Below are 16,818 nucleotides of genomic sequence, written 5' to 3'. Positions count from 1 at the left end.
GGAAGGCGCACGCAGGGCGCACGCGACTCAGCGCCCGGCCACCAGAGCCTCCAGGGCCGCCACGGACAGCGCCGGAGTGGTCGCCCCGCGGTGCCGGGCGACGATCGCCCCCGCGGCACAGGCGCGCACGAGAGCGTGCTCGATGTCCTGGCCCTGGGCGAGGCCGGCGGCGAGGGCACCGCAGAAGGCGTCCCCGGCCCCCGTCGTATCGACGGCGTCGATGCGGAAGGCCGCTACGTGCGCACCGGGCCGTCCCAGCCGATGCAGCGTCACCCCCGCGGCCCCCTCCGTGAGCACGACAGCTCCGGCACCCGCCCTGAGGAGCCGCTCGACGCCGCCGAGCTCCGCGCACTCGGTCTCGTTCACGACCAGCACGTCCACCTCCGGCAGCAGCGCGACCGCCGCCTCGTGCGCGGGGGCGGCGTTGAGGATCGTGCGCGCCCCCGCACCCCGGGCGGCCACGAGGGCGGCGGCGACCGCGGCGAACGGCACCTCGAGTTGAGCGAGCACCACAGCCGCTCCGGCGATCCCGGCCACGGCGTCCTCCGGAGTGAGCTCGCCGTTCGCCCCCGCCGCCACGAGGATGCTGTTGTCGCCGTCGTCGAAGGCCAGCACATGCGCGGCCCCGGTCGGCGCGGACGCGGAGCGGCGGAGCACGGCGTCCACACCCGCCTCCGTCAGCGCCGCCTCCAGCACGGCCCCCGCCTCGTCCGCGCCGACGACACCGCAGAACCGCGTCGAGGCTCCCGTGCGCGCCGCCGCGACGGCCTGATTGAGGCCCTTGCCACCGGGGAAGCGTCCCCCGGCACGACCGAGCAGCGTCTCTCCGACGCGGGGTGGGCGCGAGACCTCGACCACGAGATCGAGGTTCGCGCTCCCCACGACGGCGACGCCGGCGAAGGTCTCAGACACGGGCCATCGTCCGCCGGAACGACGAACCCACGTGGGACTCGGCGAGCGCGGGCGTCGGGGTGCCCATCAGCCGTTCCCGCAGCGACTCCGGCTCGGCGGCGGGGTCGCTGATCGCCCCGCGCTCTTTGAGGATCGGCAGCACGTGCTCGATGAAGTCGGCGGTCGAGGCCGGCGGGATCACCGGGGCGAAGAGGAAGCCGTCGAGATCGGCGCCGTCGGCGAGCTCCATCATCCGGTCCGCCACCTGCTCCGGCGTGCCCACGATGGGCCGGGCGCCGACCCCGTGCGCGTGCCAGTCGCCCAGCACGTCGCCCACCGTCTTGTCGGCGAAGCGGGCGACCTGCGTCTGCGAGAGCTCGGTGCTGAGCTCGGACATCGGGGTGCTCGGGTCGTACGACGACAGGTCGAGCCCGGTGAACCAGGCGTAGGACGCCACGGTGACCTGGGGGTTCTGCGCGTCGGCGACCTCCGCGTACGTGCGGCGCGCCTCCTCCTCGGTGCTTCCGACGACCGCGGCGAACGCCGACATGATCTTCACCTCGTGCGCGCCACGGCCGTTCTTCACCGCCTCCTCACGGATCGCCGAGGAGTGCGCACGGAGCTGCTCGACCGAGCCGCTCCCCACGAAGATCGCCTCGCCGTGCCTGCCGCCGAACTCGCGGCCGGCGGGCGAGGCCCCGGCCTGGAACAGCACCGGCGTGCCCTGCGGCGAGCGCTGCGTGTTGCCGTAGCCGTGCGAGCGGAAGTAGGGCCCGTCGTGCGCGATGCGGTGCACCTTGGCCGGGTCGGCGAAACGGCCCGCCTTGTCGCGCTCCAGCGCCCCCTCCTCCCAGGCCTCCTCCCACAGCTTGTAGACGACCTGCATGAAGTCGTCCGCCATCAGGTAGCGCTCGTCGTGCCCGACCATCGGCACACCGAAGCCCTGCACCGCGGTGTCGGCGGTGCCGGTGGTGACGACGTTCCAGCCGATCCGGCCGCCGGACAGGATGTCGAGGGTGGCCAGGCGCCGGGCGAAGGAGTAGGGAGGCTCGAGCAGGGTCGACCCGGTGGCGACGAGGCCGAGGCGGGTGGTCTCCGGGATGAGCGCGGCGAGGATGATCGCCGGGTCGAGCCGCGGCAGGTCCAGGCCCTCGACCGAGCAGATGTCCGGGCGCTCGCCGGCGACGTCGGCCCAGCCCCACGCATCGGCGAGGAAGAGGAAGTCGAAGCCCGCGTCCTCGACCAGGCGCGCGGTGTCGCGCCAGTAGTCGAGCTTGTCGAACAGGTAGCGCCGGTTGTCGGGGTGGCGCCAGGTCGCGGTGCCGGAGTCGTTGGCCTGGGCGTTCTCGAAGAGTCCGAGCCGCAGGGTCTTCACGGGGTGCTGAGCGGTCATGGCGGATGCCTTCCTGGGAGTGGGGGATGGTGTCGTTCGGAGTTTCCGGGCACGCCGGGGGAACCCGGGGGCGCAGGGGTCGCGCCCCCGGGACCGGGGGGGGTGGTGAGCTCAGCCCTTCGCGGTGACCTCGCCGTCGCTCCACCACAGGACGCGCCGGCGCACGACCGCGAGAAGCACGATGAGGAGCACCCCGAGCAGACAGAGCAGGGCGATGCTCGCCCAGGTCACGGGCAGGTTCGCCTGCGCAGCCGAGGTGGTGACGAGGGAGCCGAGACCGGCCTGCTGCCCTGCCGCGACGAACTCGGCCACGGCCGCGCCGACCACGGCGAGGGGCAGAGCGATCCGCAGACCGGCGAACACGTACGGCATGCTGCCGGGGAACCGCAGCTCGCGGAAGATCTCCCACCGCGAGGCGTGCAGCGTCGTGAACACGTCGAGCGCCTTCTGGTCCACGTCGCGGAGGCCCGCGAGCGAGTTCACGAGCATCGGGAAGAACACCACGAGGCCGGTGACGATGAACTTCGGCACCATGCCGAACCCGAAGGCGACGACGAGCGCCGGAGCGATCGCGACGATCGGCGTCACCATCACGATGATGACCAACGGCATGACGGCGCGCTCGATGATCTGGAACTCGGCCATCACGACCGCCAGGAGGAAGCCCGCGAGGATGCCGGCGGAGGCTCCGACGACGACCTCGAGCAGCGTCACGAGGAAGTTGGACCAGTACATGCCGGCGTCCTCGACGAGGCTGGCGCCGATGGCCTCCAGCGTCGGGAGGACGTACGGGTTGGTCCACGCCACGATCTGCCAGAGCAGGGCCGCGATCACGAACGTGATCAGGGTCGGGACCCAGGAACCCCAGCGGAGCCACCCGGGGATGCCGCGTCGGGGCTGCGCCTTCAGCCGGGCGGTGGCGAGGGTCGCGGTGGTGTCTCTCATCGTCAGCTCAGACATGGGCCTTCTCCGTCTGCGCGCGCAGCGCACCGCGCACGACTGCCTCCAGGTCGCGGAACTCGTCCGTCGCGTACGCCTCCTCGGTCCGCGGCCGCGGGAGGTTCACATCGATCACCTCGGCGATGCGTCCGGGGTGGGCGGCCATGACCACGATGCGGTCGGACAGCATGATCGCCTCCGGCACCGAGTGCGTCACGAACATCACGGCCTTGCGGTTCGACTGCCAGAAGTCCAGCAGGGCGATGCGCTGCAGGTCGCGGTTCATCTCGTCGAGGGCCGAGAACGGCTCGTCCATCAGCATGATGGCCGGATCGAACACGAAGGCCCTGGCGATCGCGGCGCGCTGCTGCATGCCGCCGGAGAGCTGCCCGGGGTACTTCTTCAACGCATGGCCGAGACCGAACGTCGACAGCAGCTCGGCCGGGTCACGGAGGGCGCGGTCGCCGTTGGCCCCGCGGTTGATCCGCACGGGGAGCTCGACGTTCTCGCGGACCGTCTTCCACGGCAGCAGCGCCGGGGACTGCGGGACGAGACCGATCTTCTTGTCGCGGGAGGCCGCCGTGACGCTCTCGCCGTCGATCGTGACGGTGCCGGAGTCGGCGTCGAGGAGTCCGGCGACCACCTTGAGCAGCGTGGACTTGCCGCATCCGCTGGGGCCGATCACCGACACGAACTCGCCCATGCCGATCGTGAGGCTCACGTCGTCGAGCACGGTCACCTGGGCTCCGTCGACGCCGAAGGCCTTCGAGACGTTCCTGACCTCGACGCCCGCCCCCTGTGCCGCGGTCATCACTTCTCCGCCCAGATGAGGGTGTCGCCGTCGTACAGGTCGGCCACGAGATCCGGGTCCATCATGTCGGCGATGGCGGGGAGGTCCTTGACATCGCCGTACTCCTGCACGATCTCGTACTCCGGCTGCCACATGTCTGCCGTCTGCACGCCGGGGTTGCCGCCCGCGCTCTCGCGCACCCAGGCCGACTCGACCTCCCACGTGCGGGCGAGCTGATCGCGCGGGAACGCCGCGCCCTGACCGTTCTCCTCCGCGAGGGCCGCCAGCATGTCGATGCACTCGTCCGCCTCGTCGAGGCAGAACTGCAGGGCCTTGAGGCTCGCGCGCATGAAGTCGGCCGCGACCTCGCGGTGCTCGTCGAGGAAGCGCGAGTTCACCTCCATGACGTTGTACGTGCCCTCGACGCCGAGGTCGGCGGGCAGGAACTCGCTGAACGGGAGGTCCTGCGCCTTGAGGGTCTGCGGCTGGTTGGAGGCGTAGCCGACGATCGCGTCGACCTGCTCGCGCACGACGACGGTCGGGTCGTAGTTGGTCATCTTCACCATCTCGACCTTCGAGACGTCGACGCCGGCCTCGTCGAGCATGGCCGAGGCGATGGGCGTGAGGTTGATGAAGTACCCCAGCGAGCCGCCTTCGAGGTCGGTGAGGTCGGTGAGCTTCTCATTGCCGAAGATCGAGAACGGCGGGGTCGTGCCGTACGTCGCGACCGCGGTGAGGTTCTTGCTGTTCGCCGCGGCGAGCATCACGTCGGAGGCGGAGCCGAGCGCGGTGAACTGCGCCTGCCCCGAGGCGACGAGCTGCTGCCCGTTCGCGCCGGAGGCGTTGATCTCCACGTCGAGGCAGAGGTCGTCGAAGTAGCCCAGCTCCTTCGCCAGGAACACGTCGAGCTGCCCGGCGCTGGCGGAGTAGCCGTAGCCGGAGATGTAGGTGATGGTGCCGGCATCCTGGTTGCGCTGGCAGGCGTCGCTGCCGCCCGCGCTCGTGGGGGCGGTATCGCCGCCGGGCGCCGGCGGGGAGCATGCTCCGAGCGTCAGCGTGGCGGCGAGAACGCACGTCAGGGTGGCAGTGGTGCGGAATCGGGTTTCCGCAGAGGAAGTAGCCATGAGGGTCCCTTCTCGGCCGTTCGTCATTGATGGCTCGATGAAAGTAACATAGTCAATCTTGACTAAGCAAGATCAAACTAACTTCCCCTGCACGATCCGGCGACGGATGCACGATTCACCCGCCCCTCGGGTCGTGCACGCGGAACACCGTCGTGCAGGCGGGGCGGAGGTGGGCCGGGGTGGCGCGGGGTCAGGCGGGGGTCGAGCGGAGGGGCCAGGCGGGCCACCAGCCGTCGTCGAGCCCGCGCAGCAGGACGGCCGCGCGCTCTCGCGCCTCCGCGGGCGCCTCCGGGGCGGGGCCTGAGCTGCTCTCCCGCCGCTCGCCGTCCGGTGACCGGACCTCCGTGTACAGCCACGCACGGTGACCGACGGGGTACTTCTCCCGGAAGCCGCCAGCGGCGATCGACAGCACGATCCGCTCCAGCTCGTCCGCCGCGGTCTCGGCGGTCTCATCGCACGCATCGCAGATGCACGACGGCACGATCGCGTGGAACAGGGCGCCGGCCTCGACGCAGACGGAGGGAACGGCCGGCGTGATCGTGATCTGCGCACCGCGCGCCGGTGCGAGCACGATGCGCTCCGTCGCGCCCTCCCCCGCCTCTCGCCGCACCTCGACCGCGTACTCGCGGGAGAGGTGCTCGACGAGCGCGTCGACCACGAGGGAGAGCGGTGCGAAGCGCTCCGGGTGGGACTCGCGGGAGTACGACTCCTCCGGCGCGATGCCGTCGGGCCAGCGGTGTCCGTAGCGGATGACCTCGCCGCTCTCGTCATGGAAGTCCAGCAGCGGGAGAGCAGGCCGGACGTACGCGCGCGCCGGGACGACGACCGCAGGAGCGGAGTCCTCCGCGGACAGCGCCCTCATCTCCTGGTCATCGAGGTCGTCCTGCTCCCACGACGCGAGCATCTGCAGGAACGCGTCCCGCTGCTCGGGCTGCTGGACCATCCCCTGCACGAGCCCCGCGACCGGGATCGAGAGGGTGTTGGTCCCGATCTCCGGCTCGCCCGTCATCCTCCATGTCGCGGCCGGGTGCACGACCGCGATGACGTTCCCCACGAACCGCGCCGCCGCCGTGGCCAGCCTCTCGCTTTCCAGCGCCTCTGGATGACCGGCGACGAAGTCCCACGTCGCCCCGAGGTCGACGGCGAGCACTGCGGGGTCGGCCCCCTGGCCCCACGCGAACTCGGCGAAGGGCTCGAAGCCGTCGACGAAGCGGACCGGCCCCGGAGCATCCGCCTGCGGGGGCATCCACAGGATCGCGGCGGCACCCGCCTCGGGCATCGCGCCGAAGGGACCGGGGAAGACGTCACTGCTCATCGACCGAGCGTACCGAGCGGGATCACCGGGGCGCGTGAGACTCCAGGAACTCGTACACGTCGGTGGTGTCGACGCCGGGGAAGGCTCCCGTGGGCAGAGTCGCCAGCAGCGTGCGCGGGGTCTTCACGTTGGGCCAGGAGTTCTCGCGCCACCGCTCCTCCAGCTCGGCGGGAGCCCGACGGCAGCACACCTCGACCGAGTGCTTCGAGACGCCGCGGTGCGGGGTGTCCCTGCCCACGAACCACCTCGTGTCGTCGAACCGTACCCCCACGCTCACCGAGTGCAGGCCCTCGCTCGACGCCTCGACGCGGGCGGTGCACCAGTAGGTGCCGTTGCCGGTGTCGGTGTACTGGTAGTACGGGTTGAAGCGGTCATCCTCGTCGAAGACCACCCGGGAGGTCCACCGGCGACAGCACATCTGCCCCTCGATGGCGCCGAGGCGGTCGGTCGGGAAGTTCACGTCGTCGTTCTCGTACGCCTTGGTGATCGTGCCCGACTCGTGCACCTTGAGGAAGTGGACGGGGATGTCGAGGTGCCGCGTGGCGAGGTTCGTGAACCGGTGCGCCGCCGTCTCGTACGATACCGAGTACGCATCCCGGAGGTCTTCGATGGAGATCGCGCGCCGCTGCTTCGCGTCCTTCAGGGCGGGGACGACGTCGGCCTCAGGCATCAGCAGGGCGCCGGTGAGGTAGTTCGTCTCGACGCGCTGCCGGAGGAACTCGGCGTAGCTGCGCGGCTCGGCGTGCCCCAGGATCCGACTCGACAGCGCCTGCAGCACGGCGGTGCGAGCATCACCCTTCGCCGGCACGCTGCTCGACAGGTACAGCCGGCCGTTCGCGAGGTCGGCGACGCTGCGGGTGGTCTGCGGCAGGTCGGCGGCGTAGTGGAGGGTGAAGCCGAGGTGCGCCGCGATCTCGGACGCGGTGCGCTGGGTCAGCGGTCCCCCGGGATGGCCGACGGCCGCGAGGATGTCGGCCGCCTTCGCCTCGAGGTCGGCGAAGTGGTTGTCCTGGCGGCGCATCAAGTGTCGGAGCTCCACGTTGGCACGCCGGGCCTCCTCGGGCGTCGCGGCGCGCTCGTCCTTCAGCCGGTCGATCTCACCCTGCAGGGCGAGCAGCGCCTTCAGCGCCTCCGTGGGCACGCTCTTGGCGATGCGGAACGGCGCGATGCCCAGCGCCTGGAACGTCTGCCCCTTCATCGCGCGCTCCAGGGCGATCTCGATCGCGCTGCGCTCGTCGAGCGGCTCCCCGGAAAGCAGCGCGTCGATGGTCACCCCGAGCGCGCGGGCGATGGCCTGCAACTGCGTAAGCTTCGGCTCGCGCTTACCGGTCTCGATCATCGACAGCTGGCTCGGCGCCCGATCGACTGCGGCGGCGAGCTCCTCGAGCGTCAGGCCCCGAGCTGTGCGCAGCTGGCGGATGCGTCGGCCGACGGTGAGGGCGTCGGTGTCTTCCGCGGTGTCGTCCATGTCGGCTCCTCTCAGCCCGCCGTCCGCGCCGGTGCGGGATCGGGAATGCTCCGCGCGAGGCCGCGCCGGGATCCTTCTTGATCCCGCCAGGCCGGGTGAGCGGGGCGTGAGGGCCGAGTCTGTCACGAAAACAGAAATTCGCGCAAACTTCTCCTCGATTCAGCGAGGGAGAGCAGGGGAACTTCACACAGAGTGGAGGCACGCCATCGGCACCGACGCCGATTCCCATCCGAGGAGACACCATGACGAACACCGCAGCGACCCCCACCCCGCGCCCCGCCGGCCTGCGCGCCGGCGACCAGGTCCAGACGGCCGCGGAGCTTCAGGAGATCTGGGACACCGACCCGCGATGGGACGGCGTCGAGCGCACCTACTCCGCGGAGGACGTCATCCGCATCCGCGGCTCGGTCCGCGAGGACGCCACCCTCGCCCACCGCGGCGCGGAGAACCTCTGGAACCTCCTGCACACGGAGGACTACATCCGGGCTCTCGGCGCCTACACCGGAGGCCAGGCCGTGCAGCAGGTGCGCGCCGGGCTGAAGGCCATCTACCTCTCCGGCTGGCAGGTCGCCGCGGACGGCAACCTCGCCGGACAGACCTACCCCGATCAGTCGCTCTACCCCGCGAACTCGGTCCCGGCGGTCGTGCGCCGCATCAACAACGCCCTGCTCCGGCAGGACCAGCTCGAGCACGCCGAGGGCGAGATCACGCAGGACTGGCTCGCGCCGATCGTCGCCGACGCCGAGGCGGGTTTCGGCGGTCCGCTCAACGCCTACGAGCTCGCGCAGTCCCTCATCCAGGCCGGCGCCGCGGCCATCCACTGGGAGGACCAGCTGGCGAGCGAGAAGAAGTGCGGGCACCTCGGCGGGAAGGTGCTCGTGCCCACGCAGCAGCACATCCGCACGCTGAACGCGGCCCGACTCGCGGCGGACGTCGCCGGCGTGCCGACCGTCATCATCGCCCGCACCGACGCCCTCGCCGCCGATCTGCTCACGAGCGACGTCGACGAGCGCGACCGGGAGTTCACCACCGGCGAGCGCACGTCCGAGGGCTTCTACCGGATCCGCCCGGGCATCGAGTCGGTCATCAGCCGCGGCCTCGCGTTCGCCCCCTACGCCGACCTGCTCTGGGTCGAGACCGGGGAGCCGGACATCGCGCTGGCCCGGGAGTTCGCCGCGGCGATCCACGCACAGTTCCCCGGTAAGCTCCTGGCCTACAACTGCTCGCCGAGCTTCAACTGGAAGCGCCACCTGTCGGACGCCGAGATCGCGACGTTCCAGCAGGAGCTGGCAGACCTGGGCTACAAGTTCCAGTTCATCACCCTGGCCGGGTTCCACGCCCTGAACCACTCCATGTTCGACCTCGCCCGCGGTTACGCCGAGCGCGCCATGAGCGCCTACGTCGAGCTGCAGGAAGCCGAGTTCGCCGCCGAGGCCGACGGCTACACCGCCACCAAGCACCAGCGCGAGGCGGGCACCGGCTACTTCGACGTCATCTCCACCGCGCTCAACCCCGACAGCGCGACCCTCGCCCTGGCCGGCTCCACCGAGACCGCCCAGTTCCACTGATTCTCCCCTGAGACCCCCGGTTCTCGTCGAGACCCCGCCCCGCACACGCCGGGAGCCCGGGGTCTCGACGATAACCCGGGGGCTCGGCACAAGGCAAAGGACACGATCATGACCACCGCACCGATGCAGACGACCCGACAGGGACCCGCGATCGAGATCGCCGGGCCGATGCGCGACCGCTACGACGAGATCCTCACCCCGGAGGCGCTCGCCTTCCTCACCGAGCTCCACCACCGATTCGCCTCCCGCCGCCATGACCGGCTGGCCGACCGGATGCGTCGCCGCTTCGAGATCGGCAACGGGCACGACCCCCAGTTCCGCGAGGACACCGCGCACATCCGTCAGGACTCCACGTGGCGGGTCGCCGGCGCCGGCCCCGGGCTCGAAGACCGCCGCGTCGAGATCACCGGACCCACCGACCCGAAGATGACGATCAACGCCCTCAACTCCGGGGCTCGCGTCTGGCTCGCCGACCAGGAGGACGCCACGAGCCCCACCTGGAAGAACGTCATCGAGGGGCAGCTGTCCCTGCGCGACGCGATCCGCGGCGAGCTCGCCTTCACCTCCCCCGAGGGCAAGGAGTACCGCGTCACCGCCGAGCGCACCCCCACCATCGTGATGCGCCCGCGCGGGTGGCACCTGCCGGAGAAGCACCTCTCCTTCATCGACCGCGCCGGCCGCCGCACCTCGGCTTCCGGATCGCTGGTCGACTTCGGCCTCTACTTCCTGCACAACGCGCAGGCGCTGATCGAGGGCGGACGCGGACCGTACTTCTACATCGCGAAGCTCGAGTCCAGCGAAGAGGCGAAGCTGTGGGACGACGTGTTCTCCTTCAGCGAGGAGTACATCGGCATCCCGCACGGCACCATCCGCGCGACCGTGCTCATCGAGACCCTGCCCGCCGCGTTCGAGATGGACGAGATCCTGTACGAGCTGCGCGACCACTGCGCGGGCCTCAACGCCGGGCGCTGGGACTACATCTTCTCCATCATCAAGAACTACCGCGGCCGCGGGGCTCGCTTCGTGCTCCCCGACCGCAGCGAGGTCACGATGACGGTGCCGTTCATGCGGGCGTACACCGAGCTGCTCGTCAAGACGTGCCACAAGCGCGGCGCCTTCGCCATCGGCGGCATGAGCGCGTTCATCCCCAACCGTCGCGACCCCGAGGTGACGGCACGCGCGGTCGAGAAGGTGTCGGCCGACAAGAAGCGCGAGGCCGGAGACGGCTTCGACGGCACCTGGGTCGCCCATCCGGATCTCATCCCGACGGCGCAGGCCGAGTTCGACGCCGTGCTCGGAGACCGCCCGAACCAGATCGACCGCCAGCGCGACGACGTGCACGTGGAGGCGCGCGACCTGCTCGACCTGCACATCGGTCGGCCGATCACCGCCCAGGGCGTGCGGGACAACGTCTCCGTGGCCATCCGCTACCTGGAGGCCTGGCTGCGCGGGCTCGGCGCCGTGGCGATCGACAACCTCATGGAGGATGCCGCGACCGCGGAGATCAGCCGCTCGCAGGTGTGGCAGTGGATCCACCAGGACCGCACCACGCAGGACGGCACGCCCATCACGGTCGAGTACATCGAAGGGCTGATCGGCGAGGTGCTGGACGAGGTCGAGCGACGCGAAGGCGACCGCTTCGACGACGCCGCCGAGATCTTCCGCGAGGTCGCCCTCCGCGAGGAGTTCCCGACCTTCCTCACCCTGGGCGCCTACAGCCGGTTCCTGATCGACGAGGACTGACGATGCCGGGATGCCGCGGGCCGCGAGGTCCGCGGCATCCTCGCGTCCCACCCGGCCCGCACGTTCCCTGCCGGGCGTAGCCTGGAGCCATGAGCGCCGTATGGGACAGCATCGCCGAGGAGTTCCTGCACCTGTACCCGCGGGGGCGACGGCTGGTCGCGGTCGCCGGGGCCGACGCCGAGCGTTCGCGCGCGGCCGCGGATGGCCTGGCCGCCGCTCTCACCGCTGCCGGCCAGACCGTCGAGCGCGCACACACCGCCGACGGGGAGGAAGCCGCTCTCCGCACCGACGTGGTCGGGCCGTTCCGCGCCACCGACAGCGACGCCGTGCTCCTCGTGTCCGGACCGGGCGCGATCGTGTCGCCGAGCGCACGCGGGATGTGGAACTACGTCCTCTGGCAGCTCGCCGGAGACGAGCCCCCGCACACCGCGGCGAACGCCCTCGTCGACGTGACCGATCCGGCCCATCCCACCCGGCGCTTCGCCGACTACTGCGCCGTCCCCTCCTCGTTCGAGACCTGAGTCGCCGCGCGCCGACTCAGTGGAACGATGCGGCGACCGAGTTGCGGTGGTAGTCGAACACGATGCTCGTGCGGGTCGATGCCACGCTGCTCTGCGCGGACAGGTGCTCGAGCACGAACTCGCGCATCTCCGATGAGTCGGCGACCGCGATGTGCAGGAGGAAGTCGTCGTCCCCGCCGAGGAAGAACACCTGGATCACCTGCGGCAGCGCGCGCACGCGATCCGCGAACTCGACGATGCTCTCCCGCCGGGCGGCCGGGCGCAGGCTGACGCCGATGATCGCCTGGAGTCCGGCGCCGAGCTCGCGTTCGTCGACGCTCGCGTGGAACCCGGTGATGACCCCGCGCTCGATCAGCCCGCGCAGGCGTGCGTGTGCCGTCGACGGGGCGACTCCCAGTCGTCCGGCCAGCTCGGCGTTCGTCATCCTGCCGTCGGCGGTGAGGAGCTGCACGATCCGCGCGTCGGTGGGGTCGAGCGCGGGAGCCCGAACGCTGTTCGGCTCGGATGACGCGGCGGCGGTGTTCATACGAAGCATTATTCAGGATTCGAGCCTTCACCGAAGAGTCTTCATCAAATCTGTCGATGTCTCGACGTTTCTGCGATCCTTGTCTGCACCCTGCGCCCCGACACCTGGAGGATCGATGAAGATCGGCGTCCCGACCGAAGTCAAGAACAACGAGAACCGCGTCGCCCTCACCCCGGCCGGCGCCGATCGGCTCGTGCGGGAAGGGCACCGCGTGCTCGTGCAGTCGGGAGCCGGCGTCGGGTCGAGCATCGATGACGACGCGTACCGCGCGGCCGGTACCGAGATCGTCGCGACCGCCGCCGACGCGTGGGGCGAGGCCGACCTCCTCATCAAGGTCAAGGAGCCGGTGGCCGAGGAGTACGGCTTCCTCCGTCCCGACCTCACGCTCTTCACCTACCTCCACCTCGCGGCCGACCGCCCGCTGACCGAGGCGCTTGTCGCGGCCGGCACGACCGCCGTCGCCTACGAGACCGTGCAGCTGCCGGATCGCACCCTGCCGCTGCTCGTGCCGATGAGCGAGATCGCCGGCCGCCTCTCCGTCATCATGGGGTCCCACTCGCTGCTGCGCTCGCAGGGCGGCCGCGGCATGCTGCTGGGTGGCATCGCCGGCACCCCGCGGGCGAAGACCGTGGTGATCGGCGGCGGCGTCGCGGGCGAGCACGCCGCCGCGAACGCGCTCGGACTCGGCTCCAAGGTCACCGTCGTCGACGTGGCGCTCCCCCGCCTGCGCGAGCTCGAACACCGCTACGGCGGTGCTCTGGAGACGCGCGCCTCCAGCCGGTACGACATCGCCGAGGAGCTGACGACGGCGGATCTCGTCATCGGATCCGTCCTGATCCCCGGCGCCGCGGCCCCCAAGCTCGTGACCGACGACATGGTCGCGGCCATGAAGCCGGGGTCCGTGCTCGTCGACATCGCGATCGATCAGGGCGGCTGCTTCGAGGGCTCCCGTCCGACCACGCACGATGACCCGACCTTCGCGGTGCACGACTCGATCTACTACTGCGTTGCGAACATGCCGGGCGCCGTTCCGACGACCGCGACCCGGGCGCTGACGAACGCCACCCTCCCCTACGTCTCGGCGATCGCGGCCAAGGGCTGGGAGCGGGCGGCCTCCGACGACGCCGCCCTCGCGAAGGGGCTCAACGTGCAGGGGGGACGCATCACCCTGGACGCCGTCGCCCAGGCGCACGGCCTCACGACCGACTGACCTGCCGAACCCGAAAGAACCTCGGATCTTGGCGTCATCCCACACCTCCCCCGCCGTATCGACCCGAGTACGCTCGTAACCGTGACCGAACGCGCTCCTCTCTCCCGCAAGCTGTCCGCCATCGCCGAGTCCGCGACCCTCAAGGTCGACGCCAAGGCCAAGGCCCTCAAGGCCGAGGGCAAGCCCGTCATCTCGTATGCCGCGGGCGAGCCCGACTTCGCCACGCCGCAGTTCATCGTGGATGCGGCGGCCGAGGCACTGGCCGACCCCGCGAGCTACCGGTACACCCCCGCTCCCGGGCTGCCGGCGCTGCGCGAGGCGATCGCCGCCAAGACGCTCCGCGACTCCGGCCTCGAGGTCTCCCCCGGCCAGATCATCGTCACCAACGGCGGCAAGCAGTCGGTGTACCAGGCGTTCCAGGCCGTCGTGAACCCCGGCGACGAGGTGCTGCTGCCGGCCCCGTACTGGACGACCTACCCGGAGGCGATCCGTCTCGCGGACGGCACGCCCGTCGAGGTCTTCGCCGGCGCCGACCAGGAGTACAAGGTGACCGTCGAGCAGCTCGAGGCCGCCCGGACCGACCGCACGACGGTCCTCGTGTTCGTGTCGCCGTCGAACCCCACCGGCTCGGTGTACACGGCCGAGGAGACGAAGGCCATGGGCGAGTGGGCGGTGGAGCACGGCATCTGGATCATCAGCGACGAGATCTACCAGAACCTCACCTACGAGGGCGTCAAGGCGACCTCGATCGTGGAGGCCGTGCCGGAGGCCGCGAACCAGACGATCCTCGTCAACGGGGTCGCCAAGACCTACGCGATGACCGGCTGGCGCGTGGGCTGGATGGTGGGTCCGGCCGACGCCATCAAGATCGCCGGCAACCTGCAGTCGCACCTCACGAGCAACGTGAACAACGTCGCGCAGAAGGCGGCGATCGCGGCGCTCAACGGTCCGCAGGACGAGGCCGAGAAGATGCGCGAGGCCTTCGACCGCCGCCGCCAGCTCATCGTGTCGGAGCTGTCGAAGATCGACGGACTCGTGGTCCCGAACCCGCTCGGCGCGTTCTACGTCTACCCCGACGTGCAGGGCCTGCTCGGTCGCACCTGGGGTGGCGTGACCCCGACCACCTCGCTGGAGCTCGCCGACCTCATCCTCGACCAGGCCGAGGTCGCGGTCGTCCCCGGCGAGGCGTTCGGTCCGTCGGGCTACATCCGCATGTCGTACGCGCTCGGTGACGACCAGCTCCTCGAGGGCGTGCAGCGCCTCCAGCGTCTGTTCTCCTCCTGACCCGAGACCCCGCTTTACCGCCGAGACCCCCTCGTACCTGCGCAGATTCGAGGGGGTCTCGGCGTGAACGCGGGGTTTCGGCGAGGGAGGCGGTCAGTCCTCGGGGTGGAAGCCGATCAGCCAGCGGATGCCGTAGCGGTCCACCAGCGTGCCGTCGAAATCTCCCCACGGGCGCTGTTGCAGCGGGTCGATGACGCGGCCGCCGGCGGAAAGCTCGTCGTACCAGCGGGTCAGCGTTCCGGGGGCGGCGGTGCCGAGGAGCGAGAGGAACATCCCGCTCATCTGGACCGCGTCGTCATCGGCTCCCGCGTCGGCCCCGGCGAGTTCGACCAGCCCGCTGAGCTGTCCGTGCGCGACGGCATCGCCCGGACCGTCGTGACGACCCGCGCTCGCGTAGTCCATCAGCTGGAGCTCGCCGCCGAAGACGTCGCGGTAGTGGCCGAGCGCTTCGGCGGCGTTGCCGGGGAACAGCAGGTACGGGATTAGTCCGCTCATCCCGCGAGCGTAGTCCGCCGTGGCCCCGGTCACCACCCGCCGGGGACGACGAACGGCCGCCACCCGGAGGCGACGGCCGTTCATAGGAGCGCGGTCAGGAGACCGGGATCACCGCGTACAGGATCCAGGTCAGCGCGAAGCCGGCCACGCCCAGCACCGTCGTGAGCGGCGTCCACGTGCGCAGACCGTCCTTGACCGAGAGGCCCAGGTATCGCGTGACCACCCAGAATCCGGAGTCGTTCACGTGGCTGAGACCGAGGCCGCCGTAGCCGATGGCGACCGCGAGCAGCGCGGTGTGCACGGTATCGAGCCCCATCGCGGAGACCGACGGCAGCAGGAGCCCCGCGGTGGTGGCGATCGCGACGGTGGCGGACCCCTGGGCGGCACGCATGATGAGGGAGATGAGGAAGGCCGCGAGGAGCAGGGGCATGCCGCTGGACGCGAGCACCTCGGCGACCGCTCCACCGATCCCGGTCTCCGTGAGGATGCGGCCGAAGGCACCACCGGCACCCGTGACGAGGATGATGACGGCGGCGGCCGGCAGCGCCGACTCCATGACCTCGCCGAGATGGGAGGCCGACCAGCCGCGGCGCACGCCGAGCAGGTACATCGCGGCGGCGATCGCGACCATGAGGGCGAAGATCGGCTGACCGACCATGCTGAGGAATCCGTTCCAGAACGTGCCCGCCTCGAACAGCGGCGCGACCGCGGTGCCGAGCATGATGAGCACGAGCGGCAGGAGGATGAGGCCGAGGACGGTGCCTGCGCCCGGCGCCTTCTCGCCCTCGCCGAGTCCGCCGGTGAGCGTCGACTTCTCCGTCCCGAAGTTGTCGTACATCTCCTTCGTGGCCGCGAGCATCGCGAACTCGCGGGTGTTGATCCACTTCGCCACCAGGTAGGACAGCACGCCGAGCGGCACGGAGATCGCGAGGGAGAAGATCGTGACCCAGCCGATGTCGGCACCGAGGATCGCCGAACCGCCGACGATGCCCGGGTGCGGAGGCACCGCGACGTGCACGGCGAGCATGATGCCCGCGACCGGCAGGCCGAACTTGATCGGGTTGAGACCGGCCACCTTCGAGAAGGCGAACACGATGGGGATGAGGATGATGAAGCCGGCGTCGAAGAACACCGGGATCGCCAGGATGCCGGCGGCGATGACGAGCGCGATGCCGACGCGCTTCGGGCCCAGCCAGCTGGTGAAGCGTCCGGCGAGCGACTCGGCGCCGCCGGACAGCTCGATGATCTTGCCGAGCATCGAGCCGAGGGCGACGAGCACGGCCACCGAGCCGAGGGTGCCGCCGACACCGGCGATGATCGCCTGGATGACGCCGAGCTGCTCGGGGGTGTCGCCGTCGGCGGGGATCGTGGTCAGCGGCAGGCCTGCCGCGATGCCGACGATGATCGACACGAGGATGAGGGCGTAGAACGCCTGCATCTTGAACCGGATGATGAGCAGGAGCAGCAGGCCGAGGCCTGCCAGGCCGATCAGGATGAGGATCGGAAGAGGAAGCATCTCTGGATCTCTTCTTTCAGTGAGGGCGCGACGTC

15 protein-coding genes are annotated in these 16,818 nt (G+C 70.5%); 5 read left to right on the top strand and 10 right to left on the bottom strand.

Annotated elements, in window-relative coordinates; translation table 11 throughout:
* Nucleotides 1-27 precede the first annotated feature (27 nt).
* The 7 genes from ACFU8V_RS14570 to ACFU8V_RS14540 all read right to left on the bottom strand — a co-directional run bounded on the left by ACFU8V_RS14570 (nucleotide 28) and on the right by ACFU8V_RS14540 (nucleotide 7,920).
* Nucleotides 28-912 (bottom strand): ribokinase, encoded by an 885-nt coding sequence (locus ACFU8V_RS14570; protein ID WP_378872304.1) that lies wholly within the window; start codon nucleotides 910-912, stop codon nucleotides 28-30.
* Nucleotides 905-2,284 (bottom strand): NtaA/DmoA family FMN-dependent monooxygenase, encoded by a 1,380-nt coding sequence (locus ACFU8V_RS14565; RefSeq protein ID WP_062765121.1) that lies wholly within the window; start codon nucleotides 2,282-2,284, stop codon nucleotides 905-907. Before ACFU8V_RS14565 ends, ACFU8V_RS14570 begins: the two co-directional genes overlap by 8 nt.
* Nucleotides 2,285-2,395: 111 nt before the next feature.
* Complete coding sequence (locus ACFU8V_RS14560; RefSeq protein ID WP_062765124.1) at nucleotides 2,396-3,244, bottom strand: ABC transporter permease; 849 nt, start codon at nucleotides 3,242-3,244, stop codon at nucleotides 2,396-2,398.
* Entirely contained in the window at nucleotides 3,237-4,034 is a 798-nt protein-coding gene (locus ACFU8V_RS14555) for an ABC transporter ATP-binding protein (protein ID WP_029989074.1), read from the bottom strand. Before ACFU8V_RS14555 ends, ACFU8V_RS14560 begins: the two co-directional genes overlap by 8 nt.
* Complete coding sequence (locus ACFU8V_RS14550) at nucleotides 4,034-5,137, bottom strand: ABC transporter substrate-binding protein (RefSeq protein WP_378872299.1); 1,104 nt, start codon at nucleotides 5,135-5,137, stop codon at nucleotides 4,034-4,036. Before ACFU8V_RS14550 ends, ACFU8V_RS14555 begins: the two co-directional genes overlap by 1 nt.
* A gap of 190 nt (nucleotides 5,138-5,327) precedes the next feature.
* Nucleotides 5,328-6,452 (bottom strand): DUF6226 family protein, encoded by a 1,125-nt coding sequence (locus ACFU8V_RS14545; RefSeq protein ID WP_366215366.1) that lies wholly within the window; start codon nucleotides 6,450-6,452, stop codon nucleotides 5,328-5,330.
* Between the two features lie 22 nt (nucleotides 6,453-6,474).
* Nucleotides 6,475-7,920 carry a helix-turn-helix transcriptional regulator gene (locus ACFU8V_RS14540; protein WP_085606343.1) on the bottom strand — a complete coding sequence of 482 codons (1,446 nt, stop codon included), beginning with the start codon at nucleotides 7,918-7,920 and terminating at the stop codon, nucleotides 6,475-6,477.
* Nucleotides 7,921-8,162: 242 nt separating this feature from the next.
* Here ACFU8V_RS14540 and aceA point away from each other — a divergent pair, with 242 nt between their 5' ends.
* The 3 genes from aceA to ACFU8V_RS14525 all read left to right on the top strand — a co-directional run bounded on the left by aceA (nucleotide 8,163) and on the right by ACFU8V_RS14525 (nucleotide 11,752).
* Nucleotides 8,163-9,488, top strand: a complete 1,326-nt coding sequence (gene aceA / locus ACFU8V_RS14535) for an isocitrate lyase (RefSeq protein WP_249521557.1) — start codon at nucleotides 8,163-8,165, stop codon at nucleotides 9,486-9,488.
* Between the two features lie 108 nt (nucleotides 9,489-9,596).
* Nucleotides 9,597-11,231, top strand: a complete 1,635-nt coding sequence (gene aceB, locus ACFU8V_RS14530; protein WP_378872294.1) for a malate synthase A — start codon at nucleotides 9,597-9,599, stop codon at nucleotides 11,229-11,231.
* An 89-nt stretch (nucleotides 11,232-11,320) separates the two neighbouring features.
* Nucleotides 11,321-11,752, top strand: a complete 432-nt coding sequence (locus ACFU8V_RS14525; RefSeq protein ID WP_085606349.1) for a hypothetical protein — start codon at nucleotides 11,321-11,323, stop codon at nucleotides 11,750-11,752.
* 16 nt (nucleotides 11,753-11,768) lie between these two features.
* On the opposite strand, the gene ACFU8V_RS14520 is transcribed toward ACFU8V_RS14525, so the two are convergent.
* Nucleotides 11,769-12,287 (bottom strand): Lrp/AsnC family transcriptional regulator, encoded by a 519-nt coding sequence (locus ACFU8V_RS14520; protein ID WP_378872291.1) that lies wholly within the window; start codon nucleotides 12,285-12,287, stop codon nucleotides 11,769-11,771.
* A 106-nt stretch (nucleotides 12,288-12,393) separates the two neighbouring features.
* Here ACFU8V_RS14520 and ald point away from each other — a divergent pair, with 106 nt between their 5' ends.
* Nucleotides 12,394-13,488, top strand: a complete 1,095-nt coding sequence (gene ald, locus ACFU8V_RS14515) for an alanine dehydrogenase (RefSeq protein WP_378872288.1) — start codon at nucleotides 12,394-12,396, stop codon at nucleotides 13,486-13,488.
* An 81-nt stretch (nucleotides 13,489-13,569) separates the two neighbouring features.
* Nucleotides 13,570-14,772 (top strand): pyridoxal phosphate-dependent aminotransferase, encoded by a 1,203-nt coding sequence (locus tag ACFU8V_RS14510; RefSeq protein WP_062765151.1) that lies wholly within the window; start codon nucleotides 13,570-13,572, stop codon nucleotides 14,770-14,772.
* A 93-nt stretch (nucleotides 14,773-14,865) separates the two neighbouring features.
* Here the strand turns inward: ACFU8V_RS14510 and ACFU8V_RS14505 are convergent, their stop codons facing one another.
* Together ACFU8V_RS14505 and ACFU8V_RS14500 are read right to left on the bottom strand one after the other, a co-directional pair.
* Nucleotides 14,866-15,267 (bottom strand): VOC family protein, encoded by a 402-nt coding sequence (locus ACFU8V_RS14505; protein ID WP_062765154.1) that lies wholly within the window; start codon nucleotides 15,265-15,267, stop codon nucleotides 14,866-14,868.
* A gap of 94 nt (nucleotides 15,268-15,361) precedes the next feature.
* Entirely contained in the window at nucleotides 15,362-16,783 is a 1,422-nt protein-coding gene (locus ACFU8V_RS14500) for a GntP family transporter (RefSeq protein ID WP_062765157.1), read from the bottom strand.
* Between the last annotated feature and the right edge of the window lie 35 nt (nucleotides 16,784-16,818).

It is taken from the genome of Microbacterium sp. NPDC057658, from assembly GCF_042799975.1.
Taxonomy (GTDB): Bacteria; Actinomycetota; Actinomycetes; order Actinomycetales; family Microbacteriaceae; genus Microbacterium.
This window is presented reverse-complemented; position numbering and strand designations above follow the sequence as displayed.

Excerpts from the sequence above, each read along its gene's own strand:
- ACFU8V_RS14565 (WP_062765121.1), bottom strand. The coding sequence starts at position 2,284 with ATGACCGCTCAGCACCCCGTGAAGACCCTGCGGCTCGGACTCTTCGAG.
- ACFU8V_RS14560 (WP_062765124.1), bottom strand. The coding sequence starts at position 3,244 with ATGTCTGAGCTGACGATGAGAGACACCACCGCGACCCTCGCCACCGCC.
- ACFU8V_RS14555 (WP_029989074.1), bottom strand. The coding sequence starts at position 4,034 with ATGACCGCGGCACAGGGGGCGGGCGTCGAGGTCAGGAACGTCTCGAAG.
- ACFU8V_RS14550 (WP_378872299.1), bottom strand. The coding sequence starts at position 5,137 with ATGGCTACTTCCTCTGCGGAAACCCGATTCCGCACCACTGCCACCCTG.
- ACFU8V_RS14545 (WP_366215366.1), bottom strand. The coding sequence starts at position 6,452 with ATGAGCAGTGACGTCTTCCCCGGTCCCTTCGGCGCGATGCCCGAGGCG.
- ACFU8V_RS14540 (WP_085606343.1), bottom strand. The coding sequence starts at position 7,920 with ATGGACGACACCGCGGAAGACACCGACGCCCTCACCGTCGGCCGACGC.
- aceA (WP_249521557.1), top strand. The coding sequence starts at position 8,163 with ATGACGAACACCGCAGCGACCCCCACCCCGCGCCCCGCCGGCCTGCGC.
- aceB (WP_378872294.1), top strand. The coding sequence starts at position 9,597 with ATGACCACCGCACCGATGCAGACGACCCGACAGGGACCCGCGATCGAG.
- ACFU8V_RS14525 (WP_085606349.1), top strand. The coding sequence starts at position 11,321 with ATGAGCGCCGTATGGGACAGCATCGCCGAGGAGTTCCTGCACCTGTAC.
- ACFU8V_RS14520 (WP_378872291.1), bottom strand. The coding sequence starts at position 12,287 with ATGCTTCGTATGAACACCGCCGCCGCGTCATCCGAGCCGAACAGCGTT.
- ald (WP_378872288.1), top strand. The coding sequence starts at position 12,394 with ATGAAGATCGGCGTCCCGACCGAAGTCAAGAACAACGAGAACCGCGTC.
- ACFU8V_RS14505 (WP_062765154.1), bottom strand. The coding sequence starts at position 15,267 with ATGAGCGGACTAATCCCGTACCTGCTGTTCCCCGGCAACGCCGCCGAA.
- ACFU8V_RS14500 (WP_062765157.1), bottom strand. The coding sequence starts at position 16,783 with ATGCTTCCTCTTCCGATCCTCATCCTGATCGGCCTGGCAGGCCTCGGC.